Annotated in this window: 23 protein-coding genes; 17 read left to right on the top strand and 6 right to left on the bottom strand. The window is 63.6% G+C overall.

Annotated features, from left to right (window positions below; all coding sequences use genetic code 11):
- Positions 1-36 precede the first annotated feature (36 nt).
- The 4 genes from ruvC (at position 37) to RYZ20_RS07590 (ending at position 2,792) form a co-directional block, all read left to right on the top strand.
- Positions 37-579: a crossover junction endodeoxyribonuclease RuvC gene (gene ruvC / locus RYZ20_RS07605; protein WP_317672048.1), complete on the top strand. Its 543-nt coding sequence runs from the start codon at positions 37-39 to the stop codon at positions 577-579.
- Positions 576-1,241 (top strand): Holliday junction branch migration protein RuvA, encoded by a 666-nt coding sequence (gene ruvA, locus RYZ20_RS07600; protein ID WP_317672046.1) that lies wholly within the window; start codon positions 576-578, stop codon positions 1,239-1,241. The genes ruvC and ruvA overlap by 4 nt, the downstream gene beginning before the upstream one ends.
- A gap of 46 nt (positions 1,242-1,287) precedes the next feature.
- A complete protein-coding gene (gene ruvB, locus RYZ20_RS07595) occupies positions 1,288-2,319 on the top strand; it encodes a Holliday junction branch migration DNA helicase RuvB (RefSeq protein ID WP_317672204.1) in 1,032 nt (343 codons plus the stop codon).
- Between the two features lie 62 nt (positions 2,320-2,381).
- On the top strand, positions 2,382-2,792 hold the full coding sequence (locus RYZ20_RS07590; protein WP_317672044.1) for a group III truncated hemoglobin: 411 nt from the start codon (positions 2,382-2,384) through the stop codon (positions 2,790-2,792).
- Here RYZ20_RS07590 and RYZ20_RS07585 read toward each other — a convergent pair.
- Positions 2,789-3,781: a YcjF family protein gene (locus RYZ20_RS07585; RefSeq protein WP_317672042.1), complete on the bottom strand. Its 993-nt coding sequence runs from the start codon at positions 3,779-3,781 to the stop codon at positions 2,789-2,791. The two genes, RYZ20_RS07590 and RYZ20_RS07585, sit on opposite strands and share 4 nt — an antisense overlap.
- Entirely contained in the window at positions 3,778-5,220 is a 1,443-nt protein-coding gene (locus RYZ20_RS07580) for a YcjX family GTP-binding protein (RefSeq protein ID WP_411572338.1), read from the bottom strand. The genes RYZ20_RS07585 and RYZ20_RS07580 overlap by 4 nt, the downstream gene beginning before the upstream one ends.
- Positions 5,221-5,308: 88 nt before the next feature.
- Here RYZ20_RS07580 and truA point away from each other — a divergent pair, with 88 nt between their 5' ends.
- Positions 5,309-6,079, top strand: coding sequence for a tRNA pseudouridine(38-40) synthase TruA (gene truA, locus RYZ20_RS07575; RefSeq protein ID WP_317672040.1), 771 nt, complete (start codon positions 5,309-5,311; stop codon positions 6,077-6,079).
- Here truA and RYZ20_RS07570 read toward each other — a convergent pair whose 3' ends face one another.
- The 4 genes from RYZ20_RS07570 to RYZ20_RS07555 form a co-directional block, all read right to left on the bottom strand.
- Entirely contained in the window at positions 6,080-7,540 is a 1,461-nt protein-coding gene (locus RYZ20_RS07570; RefSeq protein WP_317672038.1) for a polysaccharide biosynthesis protein, read from the bottom strand.
- A gap of 69 nt (positions 7,541-7,609) precedes the next feature.
- Positions 7,610-7,957, bottom strand: coding sequence for a hypothetical protein (locus RYZ20_RS07565; protein WP_317672036.1), 348 nt, complete (start codon positions 7,955-7,957; stop codon positions 7,610-7,612).
- A 152-nt stretch (positions 7,958-8,109) separates the two neighbouring features.
- Positions 8,110-8,736, bottom strand: coding sequence for a sugar transferase (locus tag RYZ20_RS07560; protein WP_317672034.1), 627 nt, complete (start codon positions 8,734-8,736; stop codon positions 8,110-8,112).
- Positions 8,733-9,608, bottom strand: a complete 876-nt coding sequence (locus tag RYZ20_RS07555; RefSeq protein ID WP_317672032.1) for an NAD-dependent epimerase/dehydratase family protein — start codon at positions 9,606-9,608, stop codon at positions 8,733-8,735. The genes RYZ20_RS07560 and RYZ20_RS07555 overlap by 4 nt, the downstream gene beginning before the upstream one ends.
- A gap of 83 nt (positions 9,609-9,691) precedes the next feature.
- Between RYZ20_RS07555 and RYZ20_RS07550 the strand changes: the two genes are divergently transcribed.
- The 12 genes from RYZ20_RS07550 to RYZ20_RS07495 all read left to right on the top strand — a co-directional run bounded on the left by RYZ20_RS07550 (position 9,692) and on the right by RYZ20_RS07495 (position 20,213).
- Positions 9,692-10,804: a polysaccharide biosynthesis/export family protein gene (locus RYZ20_RS07550; RefSeq protein ID WP_317672031.1), complete on the top strand. Its 1,113-nt coding sequence runs from the start codon at positions 9,692-9,694 to the stop codon at positions 10,802-10,804.
- Positions 10,805-10,909: 105 nt separating this feature from the next.
- A complete protein-coding gene (locus tag RYZ20_RS07545) occupies positions 10,910-11,401 on the top strand; it encodes a VOC family protein (protein ID WP_317672029.1) in 492 nt (163 codons plus the stop codon).
- A gap of 76 nt (positions 11,402-11,477) precedes the next feature.
- Entirely contained in the window at positions 11,478-12,344 is an 867-nt protein-coding gene (locus tag RYZ20_RS07540) for a branched-chain amino acid aminotransferase (RefSeq protein WP_317672027.1), read from the top strand.
- Positions 12,345-12,411: 67 nt separating this feature from the next.
- Positions 12,412-12,867: a universal stress protein gene (locus RYZ20_RS07535; RefSeq protein ID WP_317672025.1), complete on the top strand. Its 456-nt coding sequence runs from the start codon at positions 12,412-12,414 to the stop codon at positions 12,865-12,867.
- Positions 12,868-12,960: 93 nt separating this feature from the next.
- Complete coding sequence (locus RYZ20_RS07530; RefSeq protein WP_317672023.1) at positions 12,961-13,524, top strand: NifU family protein; 564 nt, start codon at positions 12,961-12,963, stop codon at positions 13,522-13,524.
- The gene (gene tsaB / locus RYZ20_RS07525; protein WP_317672021.1) at positions 13,514-14,170 is read left to right on the top strand and encodes a tRNA (adenosine(37)-N6)-threonylcarbamoyltransferase complex dimerization subunit type 1 TsaB; all 657 of its coding nucleotides are present in this window, start codon (positions 13,514-13,516) and stop codon (positions 14,168-14,170) included. Before RYZ20_RS07530 ends, tsaB begins: the two co-directional genes overlap by 11 nt.
- 3 nt (positions 14,171-14,173) lie before the next feature.
- Positions 14,174-14,599 (top strand): ribosomal protein S18-alanine N-acetyltransferase, encoded by a 426-nt coding sequence (gene rimI, locus RYZ20_RS07520; protein WP_317672019.1) that lies wholly within the window; start codon positions 14,174-14,176, stop codon positions 14,597-14,599.
- 153 nt (positions 14,600-14,752) lie between these two features.
- Positions 14,753-15,742: a BMP family lipoprotein gene (locus tag RYZ20_RS07515; protein ID WP_317672017.1), complete on the top strand. Its 990-nt coding sequence runs from the start codon at positions 14,753-14,755 to the stop codon at positions 15,740-15,742.
- Entirely contained in the window at positions 15,742-17,370 is a 1,629-nt protein-coding gene (locus RYZ20_RS07510) for an ABC transporter ATP-binding protein (protein WP_317672015.1), read from the top strand. Before RYZ20_RS07515 ends, RYZ20_RS07510 begins: the two co-directional genes overlap by 1 nt.
- A complete protein-coding gene (locus RYZ20_RS07505) occupies positions 17,370-18,461 on the top strand; it encodes an ABC transporter permease (RefSeq protein ID WP_317672013.1) in 1,092 nt (363 codons plus the stop codon). The genes RYZ20_RS07510 and RYZ20_RS07505 overlap by 1 nt, the downstream gene beginning before the upstream one ends.
- Positions 18,461-19,429: an ABC transporter permease gene (locus RYZ20_RS07500; protein ID WP_317672011.1), complete on the top strand. Its 969-nt coding sequence runs from the start codon at positions 18,461-18,463 to the stop codon at positions 19,427-19,429. Before RYZ20_RS07505 ends, RYZ20_RS07500 begins: the two co-directional genes overlap by 1 nt.
- Positions 19,413-20,213: a purine-nucleoside phosphorylase gene (locus tag RYZ20_RS07495; protein WP_317672009.1), complete on the top strand. Its 801-nt coding sequence runs from the start codon at positions 19,413-19,415 to the stop codon at positions 20,211-20,213. The genes RYZ20_RS07500 and RYZ20_RS07495 overlap by 17 nt, the downstream gene beginning before the upstream one ends.
- The last annotated feature ends 46 nt before the right edge of the window (positions 20,214-20,259 follow it).

Genomic DNA, 20,259 nt, shown 5'->3' with positions numbered 1-20,259 from the left:
ATTCTGAGCAAAAGACAGAACAAAGGCTGGCAGAGAATGCGGGTGATCGGGATTGATCCGGGGTTGCGCAACCTTGGTTGGGGCGTGATCGAGGTCGAAGGGTCGCGGATGCGCCATATCGCCAATGGCATCCTTCATTCCGAAGGCGATGACCTTGCCAAGCGGCTGCTCAGCCTGCATCAGGGGCTTTGCGCCGTGATCGCCGAATACGCCCCCGAAACCGCCGCGGTCGAGCAGACCTTTGTCAACAAAGACGCCGTCGCCACGCTGAAACTGGGCCAAGCGCGCGGGATCGCCCTGCTGGCGCCAGCGCAGGCGGGCCTCGAGATCGGGGAATACGCGCCGAACGCCGTGAAAAAGGCGGTGGTCGGGGTTGGCCACGCCGATAAAGTTCAGGTGCAGCATATGGTCCGCCATCAACTGCCCGGCACGCAGTTCGAGGGGCCAGACGCCGCAGACGCGCTGGCCGTAGCAATCTGCCACGCCTTCCACCTGCAAACCGCGCACCGGATGGGCGCCGCGCAATTGTCGCGCGCAGCCCTGTCAGGTGAAACACGCATCCGGAGGGCGCGCGCATGATCGGACGGATTGCTGGCACTATCCTCCACCGCGCAATGGACCATGTGCTGATCGACGTGCGCGGCGTGGGCTACATCGTGCATATCTCGGACCGCACCGCCCGCAGCCTGCCCCCCGTGGGCGAGGCGTGCGCGCTTTATACCGAGCTTCTGGTGCGCGAAGACCTGCTGCAACTTTTCGGCTTTCCGACGCTACTGGAAAAGGAATGGCACCGCCTGCTGATTTCGGTGCAAGGCATTGGGGCGAAGGCGGCGCTGGCTATTCTGGGAACACTTGGGCCGGATGGTCTGGGCCGCGCTATCGCACTGGGCGACTGGTCGGCGGTCAAATCCGCCCCCGGCGTTGGCCCGAAACTCGCACAGCGTGTTGTGCTGGAGCTGAAGGACAAGGCTCCCACCGTGATGGCCCTTGGCGCGGATCTGACGGTCGACGCAATGCCGGTGCTTGAGGACGAGCCTACCCCGAAATCCGCCAAACCCCGCACCGCCATGCCTGCCCCGAAAACCAACTTCACCGCCGAGGCGCTGTCCGCGCTGACCAACCTTGGTTACAGCCCCTCGGACGCTGCAGCCGCGGTCGCCCGCGCCTCCGAGGATCCGGACGCCAGCGACACTGCGAAACTCATCCGCACGGCGCTGCGTCTTCTGGCGCCCAAGGAGTGATCCCGCGCCTTGCCTCTGCCGGAAATAAGCGCAACAGTCGCCCATGATGACCGACCCTGATCCGACCCTCCGCCCCGACCGTCTGCCCGATGATGCAGACCGTGCCCTGCGCCCGCAGGCGCTGGAAGAATTCGTCGGACAGGCCGAGGCCCGCGCCAACCTGCGCGTCTTTATCGAAAGCGCCAAGATGCGCGGTCAGGCGATGGATCACACGCTGTTTCACGGCCCGCCCGGACTTGGCAAAACCACGCTGGCGCAGATCATGGCGCGCGAATTGGGCGTGAACTTCAAGATGACCTCGGGGCCGGTGCTGGCGAAAGCCGGTGATCTGGCGGCGATCCTGACCAATCTCGAACGCAACGACGTGCTGTTCATCGACGAGATTCACCGCATGAACCCGGCGGTCGAAGAGGTGCTCTACCCCGCGATGGAGGATTTCGAGCTGGACCTCGTGATCGGCGAGGGACCAGCCGCGCGCACCGTCCGGATCGAGCTGCAACCCTTCACGCTTGTCGGCGCGACCACGCGGCTTGGCCTGCTGACCACGCCGCTTCGCGACCGGTTCGGCATTCCGACGCGGCTCCAGTTTTATACCGAGGACGAGCTGGACCTGATCGTCAGCCGTGGCGCACGCCTTCTGGGCATTCCCTCCGAACCCGCAGGCACGCGCGAGATTGCGAAACGTGCGCGCGGCACGCCGCGCATTGCGGGCCGCCTGCTGCGGCGGGTTGTCGATTTTGCCCTTGTCGAAGGGGATGGCCGCCTGACCCGCGCGATTGCCGACAGCGCGCTGACGCGGCTTGGCGTCGACAACCTTGGCCTTGATGGCGCGGACCGGCGCTACATGATGCTGATGGCCGAACATTACGGCGGGGGGCCGGTGGGCGTGGAAACCCTGTCCGCCGCGCTGTCCGAAAGCCGCGATGCCATCGAAGAGGTGATCGAGCCTTACCTCTTGCAGCAGGGTCTTATCAGCCGCACGCCGCGCGGGCGGATGCTGGGGCAACGCGCCTGGCGACATCTGGGGCTTGAGGCACCGAAACCCGCCTCACAATCCGATCTCTTCGGTGACGGCTGAGGCATTCTGTCCCTTGCCGCCTACGTCCCCGCCCCCTAACTAGGCGGCAAAGGAGTGCGCCCATGACGAGTTTACCCCCCCGTTTCAACATCAGCGACGCCGAGATCGAGCGCGTTGTTGCCGCCTTCTACGCCCGCGTGCGCACGCATCACATGCTCGGCCCGATCTTTGCGGTCCACGTCACCGACTGGCCCGCGCATGAGGCCAAGATCGCGCGCTTCTGGAAAGGCGCGATCCTGCATCAGCCCGGCTATGAAGGCTCGCCGATGATGGCGCACCGCGTGGCGGGCAACGTCACCCCCGAGCATTTCCCGATCTGGCTGGGTCTGTTTGACGACACTCTGCGCCAAACGCTGAACGACCCGATGCAGGCGGCGGGATGGTCGGCGCTCGTGCACCGCATCGGGCAAAGCCTGCGCATGGGCGTGGCCGATATGGGCCAGCCCGCAGGCAGCATCCCGACGCTTCGTTAATCCGCCGGTTTCCGGTCGAACACCCCTACCAAAGAGCGCCCGATCAGGTTCTTGACCTTCGGCTTTTCCAGCGCGTGAAACGGCATCGGGCGGCAAACCTCAAGCGCCGCCACGCCGACCCGCGCGGTCAGCGCGCCGTTGATTACGCCCTCGCCAAAGCGGCGCGAGATTTTGGACATCAGGTGCCCGCCGGTCAGGGTTTCGATCAGGTCGTCCCCTGCCGCAACCGCCCCCGTCGCAACCACATGGGTCATAACCGACCGCGCGAGGCGAAGGCTCCCAAGGCTCCCCGAACGGCCGCCATAAATCTCGGCAATGCGGCGGATCATGCGCAGGTTCGCCGTCAGCGCCGTCACCACATCGGCCAGCGCCAGCGGCACCAGCGCCGTCACCGTCGCCACCGTGCGCGAGGCCGCCTCGATCTCCAGCCGCGCGGCGGCATCAAGCGGCGCCATCAGCTCGCGTTCGGTCAGGGTCAACAGCGTCGAGGCATCCAGAACCTCACCGCTTTGTTCGGCCAGACGGCGACGGGACCAGTCCATCTCGCGCCGCCCCGCGTAAAGCGCGGACACCTGCGCAACCGCCTTGCGGGCACGGGCCAGATCGTCGCTTTCGCGAATATCACGCACCTCGCGATGCACCCTGTCCAGACGCCGGAGCCGCGCAAACCCCGTGATTTCACGCAGCGCCAGCATCAGCGCCGCCAGCACGAACAGCCCGATCAGAGCCGCCCCGGCCCAGCCAAGCAAAGGATGCGTCGCGAACAGCCCGTCCACAAACCGCCACAGCGCAACCGAAGCCAGAAACCCGACCAGCGCCCCACCAGCCTGCCAGAAAAACCGCATCAACCGCGAGGCCGGACGCGCGCCCAACCGTGTGGCGATCTGCATCGCGCGGCCCTCGGGCAGATCATTCGGCATGTCGATCGGCGCGGCCTCGGCAGGGGACGCAGGGGCGGTATCCAACTCAATCAGAACCGGCTCTTTCATAGTTTGTCCCCAATCAGAAATTCGGCGGCGCGATCAAGCCGGATATGCGGCGGCCCCTCGCCAGGGCGCAGCGCAACCGGCGCAGGCGCGAAGGACATGATCGCGTAATCCCCTTCCAGCCAGCGCTCGGCCCCTTTGCGCGCAGGCGCCAAAAGCTGCGCCGGATCGGCAGGCAGATCGCCGGGATAAAGCGCGACCGAACGCCCATCCAGCAGGCGCCCTCGCACGGCATCCAACGCCGCGCCGTCCTTTGAAATGCTCTCTTCGGTCGTCGTGCGCAGCGCCGCAATCGACAGCGCCAAGGTCTCGGCCCCCGCGAAATCGGCGCGGTCCTTCGCCTCGCGCAGCAGCGCCCCTGTGATCGCGGTCAGCCGCGCATGTTGCGAATGGTGCAGATGGTCCGCCTTGGTCGCTGCAAACAGGATTTTCTCAACCCGCGCACCGCCCAGAAGCGCGCTCAGCCAACCTGCCCGACCGGGTCGGAAGGCGTGCAAGACCTGCGCCATGGTCCGGCGCAGATCCTCTAGCGCGGCTGGCCCTGCGTGGATTGCGCCCAGAACATCCGCCAGCACGATCTGGCGGTCGATGCGGGCAAAATGATCCCGAAAGAAGGGTTTGACGACCTTCGCCTTATAAGCCTCGAACCGTCGTTCAAACTCACGCGCAAGCGAGCCGCGCGGAGCCTCGCCCGCAGGCAGGGGGGCGAATGTCAGCGCGGGAGAGCCTTCCATCTCGCCGGGCAGCAGGAACCGACCCGGCGTGCAGTCGGAATAGCCCGCCTCGCGCGCCTGATGCAGATGCGCCGCGAACGCCGCCGACAGCTTGCTCGCCTGAACCTCGTCCAGTTTGGCCGCCGTGTCGGTCTGTGCCAGAAGCGCCAGATACGCCTCTCCGCCCGGCCTGGCCGCCAGCCGTGACAGCGCGCCTTCGGACCACTGGGCAAAGCTTTGCTCCATCAGGCCAAGGTCCAAAAGCCATTCACCGGGGTAATCGACAATATCCAGATGCACCGTGCGCGGGCCACGCAGCGCCCCCAGCATCCCGCGCGGCTGCACCCGAAACGACAGACGCAGTTCGGAAATCGCGCGCGTCCCTTCGGGCCAGTGCGGCGCGGGTCCGGTCATCGCAGCCAAGTGGTTTTCATAGTCGAAGCGCGGCACGGTATCGTCGGGCTGGGGCTGGAGGAAAACCGCCGTGATCTCGCCCCCATGCGCCAGCGCGGGCATCCGCCCCCGATCCAGCAGGTTCGCGACCAGCGAGGTGATAAACACCGTCTTGCCCGAGCGCGACAAGCCCGTCACACCAAGCCGGATCACCGGCTCGAACATCGCCTCGGACACGGCGGCCCCTGCCTCTTCGACCTTCCGGCCGATGCTATCGGCAATATCGGACAATCCCACGCCAGAACCTTTCTGTTTTCCATCACTGAACATAAGCATCCGCCCGCCCGATTGAAGGGGGAACAGGCGCGCGCGTTTCCCTGTGAGGGGATTGCGTGGGAACGCCCCTTCGGGATATGGCGGTCCTATGCCCAGATATGCATTCAAGATCGAGTATAACGGCGCCCCGTTTGCGGGCTGGCAACGTCAGGCCGAGCAGGCTTCGGTTCAGGGCGCGATCGAGGCCGCGCTGGCGCGCCTTGAACCGCGCGCGCATACTATTGCCGCAGCGGGCCGAACCGATGCGGGCGTCCATGCGACCGGACAGGTTGCCCATGCCGATCTGGAGAAAGACTGGGACCCTTTCCGCCTGTCCGAAGCGTTGAACTTTCACCTGAAACCCGCGCCCGTGGCGATTTTGGCCTGCGCGCGCGTGGCCGATGACTGGCACGCGCGGTTTTCAGCAAACGAGCGGCGCTATCTGTTCCGGCTTGTGCAGCGCCGCGCGCCGATGACGCTTGAGAAAGGGCTGGTCTGGCGCGTGCAAAACCTGCTGGACGCCGAGGCCATGCGCGAGGGCGCGCAGCACCTGATCGGCCACCACGACTTTACAACCTTCCGCTCGTCGATCTGTCAGGCGGCCTCACCGGTCAAGACGCTGGACGAGATTACCATCGAAGAGATCACCCACGCGGATGCGCGCGAATTCCGGTTCCGCCTGCGGGCGCGGTCTTTCCTGCATAATCAGGTGCGCTCGATCGTCGGCACGCTGGAGCGCGTCGGCGCTGGTGCATGGGCGCCCGAGGATGTGAAAATCGCGCTGGAGGCCGCCAATCGTGCTGCCTGCGGGCCGGTCTGCCCACCGCAAGGGCTGTATCTGACGGGCGTCGGCTACCCCGACGATCCGTTTGCGGCGTAATTACTCGGCGGGAGGCAAGGCAACACGCGCATCACGCTGCTGCACGGCCCGCATTTGCGGCGCATTATCGGGCAGGCTTTGCGGCGCGTATTCCTGAACAGCGCGCACGACGGCCGCAATCACCGCCTCGTCATCACCGCCGTCGATCGCGTCCCGAAGGCTGCGCAGGACCGCGGCAGTTTCCAGCTCGGACAGATGCGCCTCGCGGATTTTCATGATCTTCGGATGGCTGGTGCGTTCGGCGTTCTTCTGGATAAACAGCTCTTCGTGCAGTTTTTCGCCAGGGCGCAAACCCGTCGTCACGATCTCGATGTCGCCCTCGGGGTTATTCGCATCGCGCACGGTGTAGCCCGCCGCCTCGATCATCTTGCGCGCCAGATCGGCAATGCGCATCGGCTTGCCCATATCAAGCACATAAAGCGTCCCGCTTTCATCAAAGGCGCCGGCTTCCAGCACAAGCCGTGCCGCCTCGGGGATGGTCATGAAATAGCGCGTCACCCGCTCGTTCGTCAGCGTCACGGGGCCGCCACGCTCGATCTGGTCCTGAAACTTGGGGATCACCGACCCCGACGAGCCAAGAACATTCCCGAAGCGCACGATCGAGAAAACCGTATCGCCAAAGCGCGCCGCCAGATCCTGCACCACCAGTTCCGCCACGCGCTTGGAGGCGCCCATCAGGTTGCCCGGCCGCACCGCCTTATCCGAGGACACCAGCACAAAGCGCGAAACCTTTGCCCGCGCCGCCGCTTTGGCCAGAACCGCAGTGCCAAGACTGTTATTCGCGACACCGACGCGCGCATTCGCCTCGACGATGGGGACGTGCTTATAGGCGGCGGCATGGAACACGACGTCGATCTTGTGGCTTTCCAGAACCGCCCGCACCTGCGTCTCATCGGCAATCGAGCCAAGCACCGGCACGATCACCGCGCCTGTCTGCTCGGCCAGCACCCGCATCTCGTTCTCGGCGTGGTAAAGCGCGATTTCGGAAATCTCGTAAAGCACCAGCTTTGCAGGGCTGCACTGCATGATCTGGCGGCACAGCTCGACCCCGATAGAGCCACCTGCGCCCGACACCAGAATATTCTGGCCGCAATAGACGGAGCGCCCTCCCTCAAGGGTCTCGTGCAGCGCCTCGCGCGCCAGCAGCGCTGTCGGCGCGGTGGGGGTCATGGCTTCCAGAAGGCGCTTGCCGCTCGAAAATTCCGCAAAGGCCGAGATATTCTGCACCTCGATCCCCATTCGCCCCAGACGCGTCGCAATCAGCGTGCGACGCTCCTCAGAGGCGTCGGGAAGCGCCAGAATGACCGTGTTGATATTGAAGTGTTCGCGCAACTTGCCCGCCCGCACGCCAGCGTAAACCGGAATGCCGTTCAGCACCATGCCTTCCATGTGGAGATTGTCGTCCAGAAAGGCGTAAACCATCATATCGTTGATGTCGCGCAACTCGCGCGCCAGGGCCATCGCAACGCTTCCGGTTCCGTAGATCGCGATCCGGCGCACGATTTTCGACCGGCGGTAGAGGCTCCGGAGCTAAACCAGCGCCGCTTGTCGCATCGAAAAATAGCCAAGCCCGAACAGGATCGCGAACAGGATATGGAAGCTCTCGGGCAAGCGCGATCCCGCCCAGACCGAAATTGCGGCGGACACCGCGCCGAGCATGACAGCCAGCCAGATCGTGCGCATCGCCTCGTCGCCGCGATAATCTTTCAGGCGGACCCGATGAAGCCCGAGCGCAAATTGAATCGCCACACACACCGGGATCAGAAAGCCGATCATCGCAGCATAGGTCTGCGCGGCCTCGACCTGCACGCGGGAGTATTGAAGCGTCAGCGCAAGGATAAAGGATACCGGCACCAGAACGGCGTCAGCCGCAAGCATGATCGCCTGCTTCTGCGGCCTGCGTAGCCTTGTAAAATGCCGAAAAATCATATGTCCGTGCCCGGATTCCGATGTGTGCATCGCAACAACAGAATCATTATCACTCCAGAAAGATACTACTCATTACCCGATTTCTTCCCAAGCATCAAAACCTAGCTGGATTTTCTCTTTTTCCGGGCAAGAACGCGTTTGATCGTCTTCATGACGATCATAAAGTCAAAACAGACTGACTGTTTATGCTGATAGATCAGGTCCAGCCTGGCTTTTGCAGGGATGCAGACCTCGCAATAGACACGGTCGGTTTCGACCGGAGTGTCGCATCGGGACAAAAGGCGCTCTTCCTTGGGGTGATAGTAAAGCGAGGCGATCCCCGTCACCCCCGGACGCGATTTCAGCACCTCGCGATACACCTCAGGGAAGCGCTCGACATATTCACGCAAGGGCGGGCGCGGGCCAACGAAGCTCAGGTCGCCTTTGAAGATGTTCCACAGTTGTGGCAGCTCATCCCCGCGTGTCTTGCGCAGTATGCGGCCAATACGGGTGACGCGTGCAGACTTGTTTCCGCCTGAAACGCCTGCATCCCCTTCAACAACCGTCATAGTGCGGAACTTCCAAAGGCGGAACGGCTGGGTCGGGGTTTTCATCCGTTCGGCACAATAGAAATAAGGGCGGCCTTCGGTGAAGACCAGCGTCACGAGGACGACAAGGATCAACGTCCCGAGAATCGGCAGTAACACCAGCCCTAGCCCGATGTCGAATAACCGCTTTTGCCACGTCATTGGATCGCCCCCACCACACTCGACCAGTCCTCGACCACCTTTTCCGGCGTTGCCGGGGCTTCTGGCACGAGACCAACCCTGATAGCCAGCGAAACATCCAGTTCAACCGTCGCAATCGCCCCGCTCGGCGCAGGTGCGTCCGCCCAGGAGAACCCCGCCGCCTCGAGCAGTCCAGCCATCGACACGGCCCCGGGCAAAGCGATATTGAGGATCGGCGGAACCTCAACGCCAAAGACCATAAGCCGCGCAAGGCGTGCAAGCGCAAAGGCCAGCGCCTGCGGGCCGATATAGCTACGCCGAAGGGTCTCGCCGTGGTTCAGAACATGAAGCCGGTATCCCGTGGGAGGTGGCGCCTGCCCAAGCAACGCATCAGCCCCCGCAATATTGCCGATCCGCACCGCGACACACCGGGGAATGCCCGCCACGGCTGCTTCCATATCCTGTTTGGCGAGACCGTAGGCCGAGACCGGGGCAAGCGGCAGGTCTTCGCTCAAAAGCCCCTCGGTCGCTCCGTAAACCGCCGCCGAAGATGCCACAATCAGCGGCCGCTCTCCAGCGCAGGCATCGCGTGCGGCCTCGGCCAGAAGCCGGTGCTGAAGCATCTCTTGCGCCGACCCGTGCGGCGTGCCTGCAAGGTTCAACACCGCGTCGCAGGCCAGAACCGCCGCCTTCAGCGCCTCGGGGTTTTCCAGCGGGTCGAACACGGCATCCACCCCGTCTTCCGCCCGGCGCCCCTGCCAGACCGGACGCAGCCCCGCGTGCCCTCCGCGACCGCCCCATGCCCGCCGCAACAACCCGCCGACCCGCCCGGTCCCGCCCAAAATCAGGATCCGCGGAATGGCAGGGTTGAGCAACGCGTCCAAATTCTTCATACCAATGCCAGCCGTCCGACGTGAATCACTTCTCTCTGCCAAGAGTTAGCACCCGGACGCGCCGTGAGAAACGGGGGATACGAATGAACTGTTTGTTGCGTCGAGGCATCGGCATTTTGGTGATCTGCGTATTGGGCGCCTGCACTCTCCCCCGGGGAGCCGCGCTTGAAAGCCAGATCCTCGCCGGTTCCGAGGCACAAAACGCGGATTTTGCCAAGCTCGACGTCACGCGCGACAAGCTGGCGGCAATTGCCAAGTGGCCCGCCAGCAAAAACGCTCAGGCAACACACCCGTGGATCACCTCGGGCAAGGGCTTTGCAGGAACGCTGATCGCTCCGGGCGACATGATCAAAATCGCGATCTGGGAAAACGGCGAAAACAAACTCCTGACGGTGCAAGGAACGCCCTCGGCCAAGCTACAGGACACCCGCGTCTCGCCATCGGGCAAGATTTTTGTCCCCTATATCGGCGAGATTTCGGTAGCCGGCCTTAGCCCCGACAAAGCCCGGCAGCGGATCGAGGACAAGCTGCTGCCACTGATCCCCACGGCGCAGGTGCAACTTGAATCGCGGCCGGGCCGGTCGAACTCGGTCGATCTCGTAGGAGGCGTCGAAAGGCCAGGCAATTTCCCGCTCGAGGATCGCTCGCTGACCGCACTAGGTCTGCTCTCGCTTGGTGGCGGCGCGCGACCCACGATCGCGAACCCGCGCTTACGGCTATTGCGCGGCAAATCGGTTTACGAGATCTCGCTTCAAACCCTTCTGGACGAACCCACGCGCGACGCAGGCCTGCGCGCCGGAGACAAGCTGATCGTCGATGAGGACCGGCGCTATTTCCTCTCGCTCGGGGCAACTGGCAAAGAAAGCCTGATCCCCTTCCCGCAAGACCGCGTAAATGCGCTCGAGGCGGTGACGCTGGCCGGAGGCCTTGCCGATGCGCGCGCCAATCCGAAAGGCGTTCTGGTGCTGCGTGAATATACCCCGTCGGCAGTGCGCAAGGACGGCATCGGCGGACCAGCGCAAGAGCGGATGGTTTTCGCGATGGACCTGACCTCGGCAGATGGGCTGTTCTCGGCCCAGAATTTCGAAGTCCAGGACAGGGATCTTGTGCTGGCGACCGAGGCAAACTCGGTTGGCCTAGCTGCTCTGCTTGGCCTTCTGAACAGCTCGATCACGATCGGCAACAAGCTCCAGTAACACAGGCTCTGCGCACGCCCGAGCAGGGTCTGTGCGCGGATGTGCCTGCCGTTTCGCCAATCCACAGCCTATATCATCGGGGACCACAGCCAGCATGAGGCCCAGATGACAAACCCTATCCATCCGCAGGCCCGTATCGGGCATGTTCACCTGAAAGTTGCTGATCTGGAGCGCGCGATCACCTTTTATCAAGGCGTGCTCGGCTTCGAGTTGCAACAGCGCCTTGGCCACCACGCCGCCTTTCTGGGCGCGGGCGGCTACCACCACCATATCGGCCTGAACACCTGGGAGAGCAAAGGCGGCAACCCGCCGCCCCACGGCACCACGGGGCTGTATCACACGGCTTTCCTGTATCCCGACCGCGCAAGTCTGGCCGATGCGCTGCGCCGTATCGTGGAGGCAGGCATCCCGCTTGAAGGCGCCGCCGATCATGGTGTCTCGGAGGCGATTTACCTGCGCGACCCTGATGGCAACGGGGTCGAGCTTTACCGCGACCGCCCCGAGGCTGACTGGCCCCGCGATGCTGAGGGCAATCTGCAAATGGGGACCGAGCCGCTTGACCTGCAAGCCCTTCTGGCCGAGGCGCCGCAACTTTGACACGGATACAATCCCCTGACTGGACCTCGCGCGGGCGTGGTGCTTAGATCGCCCGCGAGTTCTTCAGGAGGCCCACATGTCATTTGGCACCAACATCCGCACCTATTTCGACGGCACCTGGCACGAGGGGGACGTTCCCGTCATGCGCGCCGCCGATCACGGGATCTGGCAAGGATCATCGGTGTTCGACGGAGCGCGGATGTTCGACGGGCTGATCCCCGACCTTGACGCCCATTGCGCACGCACCAACCGCTCGGCCGAGGCGCTGATGATTACGCCCACCCTCGCCCCCGAGGATCTGGTCGAAATCGCCCGCGAGGGGCTGCGCCGCTACAACAAAGGCGCCGCCGTCTATGTTCGCCCGATGTATTGGGCGCTGCATGGCTCGGAACTGGGCGTGGCTCCGCGTCAGGGTGCGACGGGCTTTGCGCTTTGCCTTGAAGAGATCGCGATGCCCGCCGCCGAAACCGCAACAACGCTGACAACCACCAGCTTTCGCCGCCCGGTGCTGGCCGACAACGTGTGCAACGCCAAGGCAGGGTGCCTCTATCCGAACAACGCGCGGATGCTGGTAGAGGCGCAGCGCAAAGGCTTTGGCAACGCGCTGGTGCAGGATGCGATGGGCAATGTCGCGGAAACCGCCACCGCAAACGTCTTTATGGTCCGTGACGGGGTGGTCTTTACGCCCATGCCGAACGGCACGTTCCTGTCGGGCATCACGCGCGCGCGGCACATCAAGAACCTGCGTGCCGATGGCTTCGAGGTGGTCGAAGCAGTGCTGACGCTGGACGACTTCCGCACCGCCGACGAGGTGTTCCTCTCGGGCAACTTCGCCAAGGTCACGCCGGTCGCCGCCTTTGACGACAAAAGCTACGAGATCGGCCCCGTCACCAAACGCGTGCGCGAGTTGTATTGGGACTGGGCGCAATCGTCGCCCTTGTGATCAGAGTTGCCAAACGGCGGCCCGCGCGCGATGATCGCGCCCATATCGGGGCAGCCTCGGAGGAATGATGCGCAAGTTTCTGGTGGTTCTGGACGACACACGCGAATGCCTGAACGCAATGCGTTTTGCCGCGATGCGGGCTGCACATACGGGTGGCGGCGTCGCTATCCTCTCGGTCATCCCGCCCGAGGAATACCAGCACTGGCTGGGGGTAAGCGAGATCATGCGGCAAGAGGCACGCGACCGGATCGAGGCCCATTTCGAGGTCTTCGCGAAATGGATGCGCGACCGTCAGGGTGTCCACCCCGAGCTGATCATCCGCGAGGGCGAGCCGGTCAAGGAAATTCTGGAGGTGATCCAGAACGACCCTCAAATCGGCGTTCTGGTTCTGGGCGCGGGCACTGATAAATCCGGCCCCGGCCCCCTCGTCACGCAAATGACGCGCAGCTCGGGCTTCCTGCCCTGCCCGCTGACCATCGTGCCGGGCGAAATGTCGAAGGAAAAGCTGGAAGCGATCACCTGACGTCCGATCCCTTGCGCGGATTTGGCCCAACCCGAAAACTTGACGAATTTGGTCAGCGAGCGCATATGTGCCCCAAGGCCAAGGAGGCGCATGATGTTTATTCAGACCGAAACCACCCCGAATCCCGCCACGCTTAAATTTTTGCCGGGGCAGACCGTCCTTGAGGCTGGCACGGCAGATTTCCCGACAGCAGAAGCCGCCGCCAAATCGCCGCTGGCCAAGCGCCTCTTCGCGGTTGCGGGTGTGACGGGCGTGTTCTTCGGCTCGGATTTCGTGACGGTGACCAAGGACGCCGCGACCTCGTGGGATCATGCGAAACCCGCGATCCTTGGCGCGATCATGGAGCATTTCCAGTCCGGCGCCCCTGTGATCGAGGGCGAGGCTCCCGCTGCGGGCGGCCATGCCGACCATGACGGCCCCGATGCCGCAATCGTGTCGCAGATCAAGGAACTGCTGGATACCCGCGTGCGTCCCGCTGTGGCGCAAGATGGCGGCGACATCACCTTCCACGGGTTCGAGCGCGGCGTGGTTTACCTGCATATGCAAGGCGCCTGCGCCGGTTGCCCCTCGTCCACGCTGACGCTGAAGATGGGCATCGAGAACCTGCTGCGCCACTACATCCCCGAAGTGACCGAGGTGCGCCCCGTTGCCAGCTAAGGGTTACATCCTCGGCTTTGATACATCAGCCGCGCATTGCGCGGCTGCTTTGTTGTCGGGCGGGCGGGTGATTTCCTCTCGCGTCGAAACGATGGCGAAAGGGCAGGCAGAGCGCCTGATGCCCCTGCTTGAAGAGTTGCTCGCCGAGGCCGGTATCGGCTGGCGCGATCTGTCGGCAATCGGGGTGGGTATCGGGCCGGGGAACTTTACCGGCATCCGGATTTCGGTCGCCACCGCGCGCGGATTGGCGCTGCCGCTTGGTGTGCCCGCCTTTGGCGTGTCGCGGTTCGAGACCTCGGTCTTCGGCGTGAATGGCGCCGCCTGCGTGGCGCTTGATGCGCGCCACGGCAAGATTTACGCGCAGGATTTCGCGGATGGCCGCCCGACCTCTGACCCGCATCTGATCGAGCTTGCCGAGGCGCCCCCAACGGGCGACAGCCTTATAGGGGACGGCGCCGCCCTTCTGGCCGAGGCCACGGGCGGAACGGTCGCCAAGGCCAGCGCAGCCCCCATCGCCGAGGCAATCGTGCAAATCACCGCCACGCGCCTTGCCACAGGAGCGACACCGCAACGCCCCGCGCCGCTTTATCTGCGCGCCGCCGATGCCGCACCGCCCTCTGATCCACCGCCCGTCATTCTGGACTGACCGATGACGCCCGAGGATCTTGCCGCGCTACACGCCCGCAGCTTTACCACTCCGCGCCCGTGGTCCACTGCCGAGTTCGCCGGGTTTCTGGCCTCGCCGCTGTGCTTTCTGCGCACCTTGCCGCAAGGCTTTGTCCTTGGCCGCACCATTGCCGACGAGGCAGAGCTTCTGACTATCGCCGTTGATCCCGACGCGCGCCGGAACGGCTCGGGCCGCGCCCTTTTGCACGCCTTCGAGGCCGAAGCGCGCGCCCGTGGCGCCACCACCGCCTTTCTGGAAGTCGCCATCGACAATAACGCCGCACGCGGCCTTTATGCCTCTGGCGGATGGGCAGAATCGGGCCTGCGCAAAGCCTATTACCACGCCCCCGACGGCACCCGCATCGACGCCGTGGTCATGAGCCGCAGCCTGCAGGCGCAAATTCTCTGACCAATTGTTAAAAAATTGTCACCAAGCTGGTTAAAACGCACAAATCACGCTTGACCGCCCCCCATGCCTCTGCCCAAATTCCCCCAGTCCGCAGGCTCCGCGCCTGCCAACAAGGCTTCCCCGACGGCAAGCCAAAATGACCGGGAGTGACCGATGACCCTACTGAAATCTTTCCTTGGCGCAGCCGCCTCGATGGCTCTGTGCGCTGGCGCCGCAATGGCCGATCCGGCCCTGATCTTCGACCTTGGCGGCAAGTTCGACAAATCCTTTAACGAGGCCGCATGGGGCGGCGCCGAGCGTTGGGCAAAAGAGACCGGCGGCACCTACAAAGAGCTGGAAATGCAGTCCGAAGCGCAGCGTGAGCAAGCGCTCCGCCGTCTGGCCGAGTCGGGTGCAAACCCGATCGTCATGACCGGCTTTGCCTTTGGCGACGTGCTGAACACCGTGGCACCCGACTACCCGGACACCAAATTCGCGATCATCGACATGGGTGTCGACCAGCCCAACGTCCGCTCGGTCGTGTTCACCGAAGAGCAAGGCTCGTATCTTGTCGGCATGATGGCCGCGCAAGCCTCGAAAACCGGCACTGTCGGCTTTATCGGCGGCATGGACATCCCGCTGATCCGTAAATTCGCCTGCGGCTATGTGCAGGGTGTGAAAGCCGCTAACCCCGATGCAAAAGTCGTGCAGAACATGACCGGCACGACGCCCAGCGCATGGAACGATCCGGTGAAAGGGTCGGAACTGACCAAGGCACAAATCGCGCAAGGCGCGGATGTGATCTACGCGGCCGCTGGCGGCACCGGCATTGGTGTGCTGCAAACCGCGGCGGACGAGGGCATCCTTTCGATCGGCGTCGACTCGAACCAGAACCACTTGCATCCGGGCAAGGTTCTGACCTCGATGATCAAGCGCGTCGACAATGCGGTCTACGAAGCCTTCATGGCGGGCGACGCCCTTGAGGCAGGTTTCCACGTCATGGATCTCGCACAAGAAGGCGTCGGTGTCGCGATGGACGAGAACAACGCGCCTCTCGTGTCGGAGGACATGAAGGCCGCTCTGGCCGAAGCAACGGCCAAGATCGCCTCGGGCGAGATTGCCGTTCATGATTACATGTCGGACAACACCTGCCCGGTCGAGTAATGGCCACGGCGCAGAATACCGAGGGGCGGCAGGAAACTGCCGCCCTTGTCACCCGCCCCCCCGCCATCGAGTTGCGCGGGATCTCCAAGGCATTCGGCCCTGTGCAGGCCAACAAAGACATCTCGATCCGCGTGATGCCCGGCACGATCCACGGCATTATCGGCGAGAACGGCGCGGGCAAATCGACGCTCATGTCGATCCTCTACGGCTTTTACAAGGCCGACGCGGGCGAGATCATCATCGACGGCACGCCCCGACACATCCCCGACAGCCAGGCCGCGATCAGCGCAGGCATTGGCATGGTGTTCCAGCACTTCAAACTGGTGCAGAATTTCACCGTCCTCGAAAATATCATCCTTGGGGCCGAAGATGGCGCGTTGTTGCGCCCCTCGCTGTCCAAGGCCCGCAAGAGCCTGCGGCATCTGGCAGAAGAATACGAGCTTGATGTCGATCCCGACGCCTTGATCGAAGAACTGTCGGTCGGCCACCAGCAACGCGTCGAAATCCTGAAAGCGCTGTATCGGCAGGCGAATATCCTGATCCTTGACGAGCCGACAGGTGTGCTGACACCTGCCGAGGCGGATCACCTGTTTCGCATCCTCGATAACCTGCGTGCGCAGGGCAAGACGATCATCCTGATCACCCACAAGCTGCGCGAAATCATGGAGATCACCGACACCGTGTCCGTGATGCGGCGCGGCGAAATGACGGCGACCGTCAAAACTGCCGAAACCTCACCCGAGGAGCTGGCCGAGCTGATGGTCGGGCGCAAAGTTCTGCTGAACGTCGCCAAATCCCCCGCCTCCCCCGGCGACATCGTGCTCGAGGTCGAGAACCTGCGCGTGGTCGACGCTGACAAGGTGCAGCGCCTCAAAGGCATCAGCCTGACGATCCGCGCGGGCGAGATTTTGGGGATTGCCGGTGTGGCGGGCAATGGCCAGTCCGAACTGCTTGAGGTTCTTGGCGGCTATGCTAACGGCACCGGCACGATCCGCATCAACGGGCAGGAAATCGACCTGACGGGCAAGCACTCGAACGGCCAGTCGCGCCGCCATCGCGGCATCGCGCATGTGCCCGAGGACCGCCACCATTACGGGCTGATACTTGATTTTGCGGCGTGGGAGAACATGGTCTTCGGCTATCACAACGAGCCCGAATACCAGAAATCCGGCCTTGTGATGGATAACGCAGGCATCGTCGAAAAGACCGCCGCCGCGATGGAGCGGTTTGACGTGCGCCCGCCGATCCCCTCCCTGCCCGCCAAAAGCTTTTCGGGCGGCAACCAGCAGAAGATCGTGCTGGCGCGCGAGATTGAACGCAACCCCGAGCTTCTGCTTGTCGGGCAGCCGACGCGCGGCGTCGACATCGGCGCGATCGAGTTCATCCACAAACGCATCGTCGAGCTGCGCGACGCGGGCAAGGCGGTGCTGCTTGTCTCGGTCGAGCTGGACGAAATCATGTCGCTCTCGGATCGCATCGCGGTAATGTTCGACGGGCAGATCATGGGCACCGGCCCCGCAGACAGCGCGACACAAACCGGCCTTGGCTGCCTGATGGCGGGCCTTGGCGGTAAGGATACCCGCGCGATGGACGGCTGGACAATTACCGCAGAGCCGGAGGAACCCTGATGGAAAAGCTTCCGGCCTGGGCCGATATTGTTCTGGTGCCGCTGATCTCGCTGCTGCTGGCGGCGGTGATTTCGGCCATCGTCATTCTGGCCATCGGGCAAGACCCGTGGGAGGCCGTCAGCGTTATGGTGCAAGGTGCGCTCGGGTCATCCTATGGCTGGGGCTATACGCTGTATTACACGACCTCGTTCATCTTTACCGGCCTCGCCGTGACGGTGGCCTTCCATGCCAGCCAGTTCAACATCGGCGGCGAGGGGCAGGCACAGCTTGGCGGGCTTGGCGTGGCGCTTGTGTGCCTGTCGGTGCCGTGGCCCCATTGGGCGCTGGCGCTGCCAGCGGCGATGATCGGCGCGGCCCTGTTCGGCGCCGCATGGGCCGCGATCCCCGCCTATCTGCAGGCCAAACGCGGCAGCCATATCGTGATTACCACGATCATGTTCAACTACATCGCCTCTGCGCTGATCGTTTACCTGCTGGTCGAGGTTCTGCGCCCGGCTGGCCAGATGGACCCGGCAAGCGCGCGCTTCCCTGCGGGCGCAGCCCTGCCGACGCTTCATGACATCCCCGGACTGAACCTGATTTTCACCCGCAAGGTTCCCGCAAATATCACCTTCTTCGTCGCCGTCGCGGCCTGCTTTGGCGTGTGGTTACTGCTGTGGCGCACGCGCTTGGGCTATGAAATCCGCGCCTTCGGCAAATCCGAGCGCGCCGCGATCTATGCGGGCATTTCGCCGGTCAAGGTCATCATGGTGTCGATGCTGATCTCGGGCGGGCTCGCCGGACTGATGGCGATCAACAATGTCATGGGCGAGGCGGAACGGCTGTTGCAGAACTCGGCCGAAGGCGCGGGGTTCATCGGAATTGCCGTGGCGCTGATGGGCCGCAACCATCCGTTCGGCGTCTTTCTTGCCGCGCTTTTGTTCGGCTTCCTCTATCAAGGCGGGGCCGAGATGGGGCTTTGGACATCTATCCCGATCGAGTTGCGGCTCTTGCTTCAGGGGTTGGTAATCCTGTTTACCGGCGCGCTGGATAATATGGTGCGGATGATGCTGGGCGTGTTCTTCCGCGCCAAGGCGAAGGGGGCGGCGTAATGGATTATTCGACGCTCATTCAGGTTCTCGATTCCTCGCTGCGGATGGCGACGCCCTTGTTGCTGGCCTGTCTTGCGGGGCTGTTCTCGGAACGCTCGGGGATTTTCGACATCGGGCTTGAGGGCAAAATGCTGATCGCGGGCATGGCGTCCGGCGCGGTTGCGGCTCTGACGGGATCTGTCTGGATCGGCCTGCTGGCCGGGATCGGCGCCTCGATCCTGTTTTCGCTGATCCACGGCCTTGCCTCGATCACCTTCCGCGGCAACCAGCTCATTTCAGGCGTTGCGCTGAATTTCCTCGCCTCGGGGATGACTGTGCTGATCGCGCAGGCGCTGTTCCATCAGGGCGGGCGCACGCCGCCCCTGTCAGGTGCGGCGCGGTTCAACGCCATTGACTTGCCTCTGGCCGACACAATCGGAGCGGTTCCTCTGATTGGCCCGCTTTATGCCGAGGTCCTCTCGGGCCATTCCGCGCTGGTCTATGTCGCGCTTCTGGCCGTTCCTGCAACGTGGTGGGCGCTTTACCGCACGCGCTTTGGCCTGCGCCTTCGGGCCGTGGGCGAGAACCCAGAGTCTGTGGATACCGCAGGCATTTCAGTGATCCGCCTGCGCTATTCTGCGGTGATTATCACCGGCGTCCTGTGCGGGCTGGCGGGTGCCTATATGGCAACGGGGCTTCAGGCGGGCTTTGGCCGCGAGATGACCGCGGGGCGTGGCTATATCGCGCTTGCCGCCCTGATTTTCGCCAAATGGAGGCCGTGGTATGCGCTTTGGGCGACACTTCTGTTCGGGTTCCTGCAAGCACTTGCGCTGCGCCCCGATGTGATCGAGGGCACTTTCGGTATGGCCGTTCCGGTCTCGTTCCTTGATGCGCTGCCCTATATCCTGACCGTGATCGTGCTGGCCGGTTTTGTCGGCAAGGCGATCCCCCCTCGTGCCGGAGGCCAACCCTATGTCAAAGAGCGCTGAGCTTGCCGATCTGATCCGCTCCCGTGCGGGAACGGAGCCGCCCGCAATCGGGCTTGTGCTTGGTTCGGGCCTTGGCCATCTGGCAGATGCGGTGAACGGGGTGGCGATCCCTTATTCCGATCTGCCGGGTTTTCCCCACGCGGGCGTTTCGGGCCACAATCCCAAACTGGTGATCGGCACACTCGAAGGCGTCCGCGTGGCCATTTTCGGCGGGCGCGTTCATTACTATGAAAACGGCAACCCCGCCGAGATGCGCCTGCCGCTGGAAATCCTGAAAGAACTGGGCTGCGGGCAGCTTTTGCTGACCAATGCGGCAGGGTCTTTGCGCCCGGATATTCCGCCGGGCGGGCTGATGATGCTGAACGACCACATCAATTTCGCAGGCGCCAACCCGCTGATCGGAGAGCCATCGGACGCGCGCTTTGTGCCGCTGACCGATGCCCATGACCAAGACATGCGCGCCGCCCTGACATCCGCAGCCAAGGCCGAAGGCATTGCCCTGCCCGAAGGCGTATATTGCTGGTTCTCCGGCCCCTGTTTCGAAACCCCCGCCGAGATTCGCGCGGCCAAAATCTTTGGCGCCGATGCGGTTGGCATGTCCACCGTCCCCGAGGTGATCCTTGCGCGGTTCCTTGGTCTGCGCGTCGCCGCCGTTTCGGTGATTACCAACATGGGCGCGGGCATGGCCGACGAGCAGATCAGCCACGAGCAGACCAAAGCCGTCGCCCCCTTGGGAGCAGCCAAACTCGAACGCGTGCTGCGACGATACTTGCGTAATTTCTGAATGCCCTATCGGGGGGTTTGACTTCGCGTCACCCTCGCGGCAAGAC

The organism is Pseudothioclava alba (genome assembly GCF_033100795.1).
GTDB lineage: Bacteria > Pseudomonadota > Alphaproteobacteria > Rhodobacterales > Rhodobacteraceae > Pseudothioclava.
Note: the sequence above shows the minus strand (reverse complement) of the source record. Positions and strands in the feature narration are given on the sequence as shown.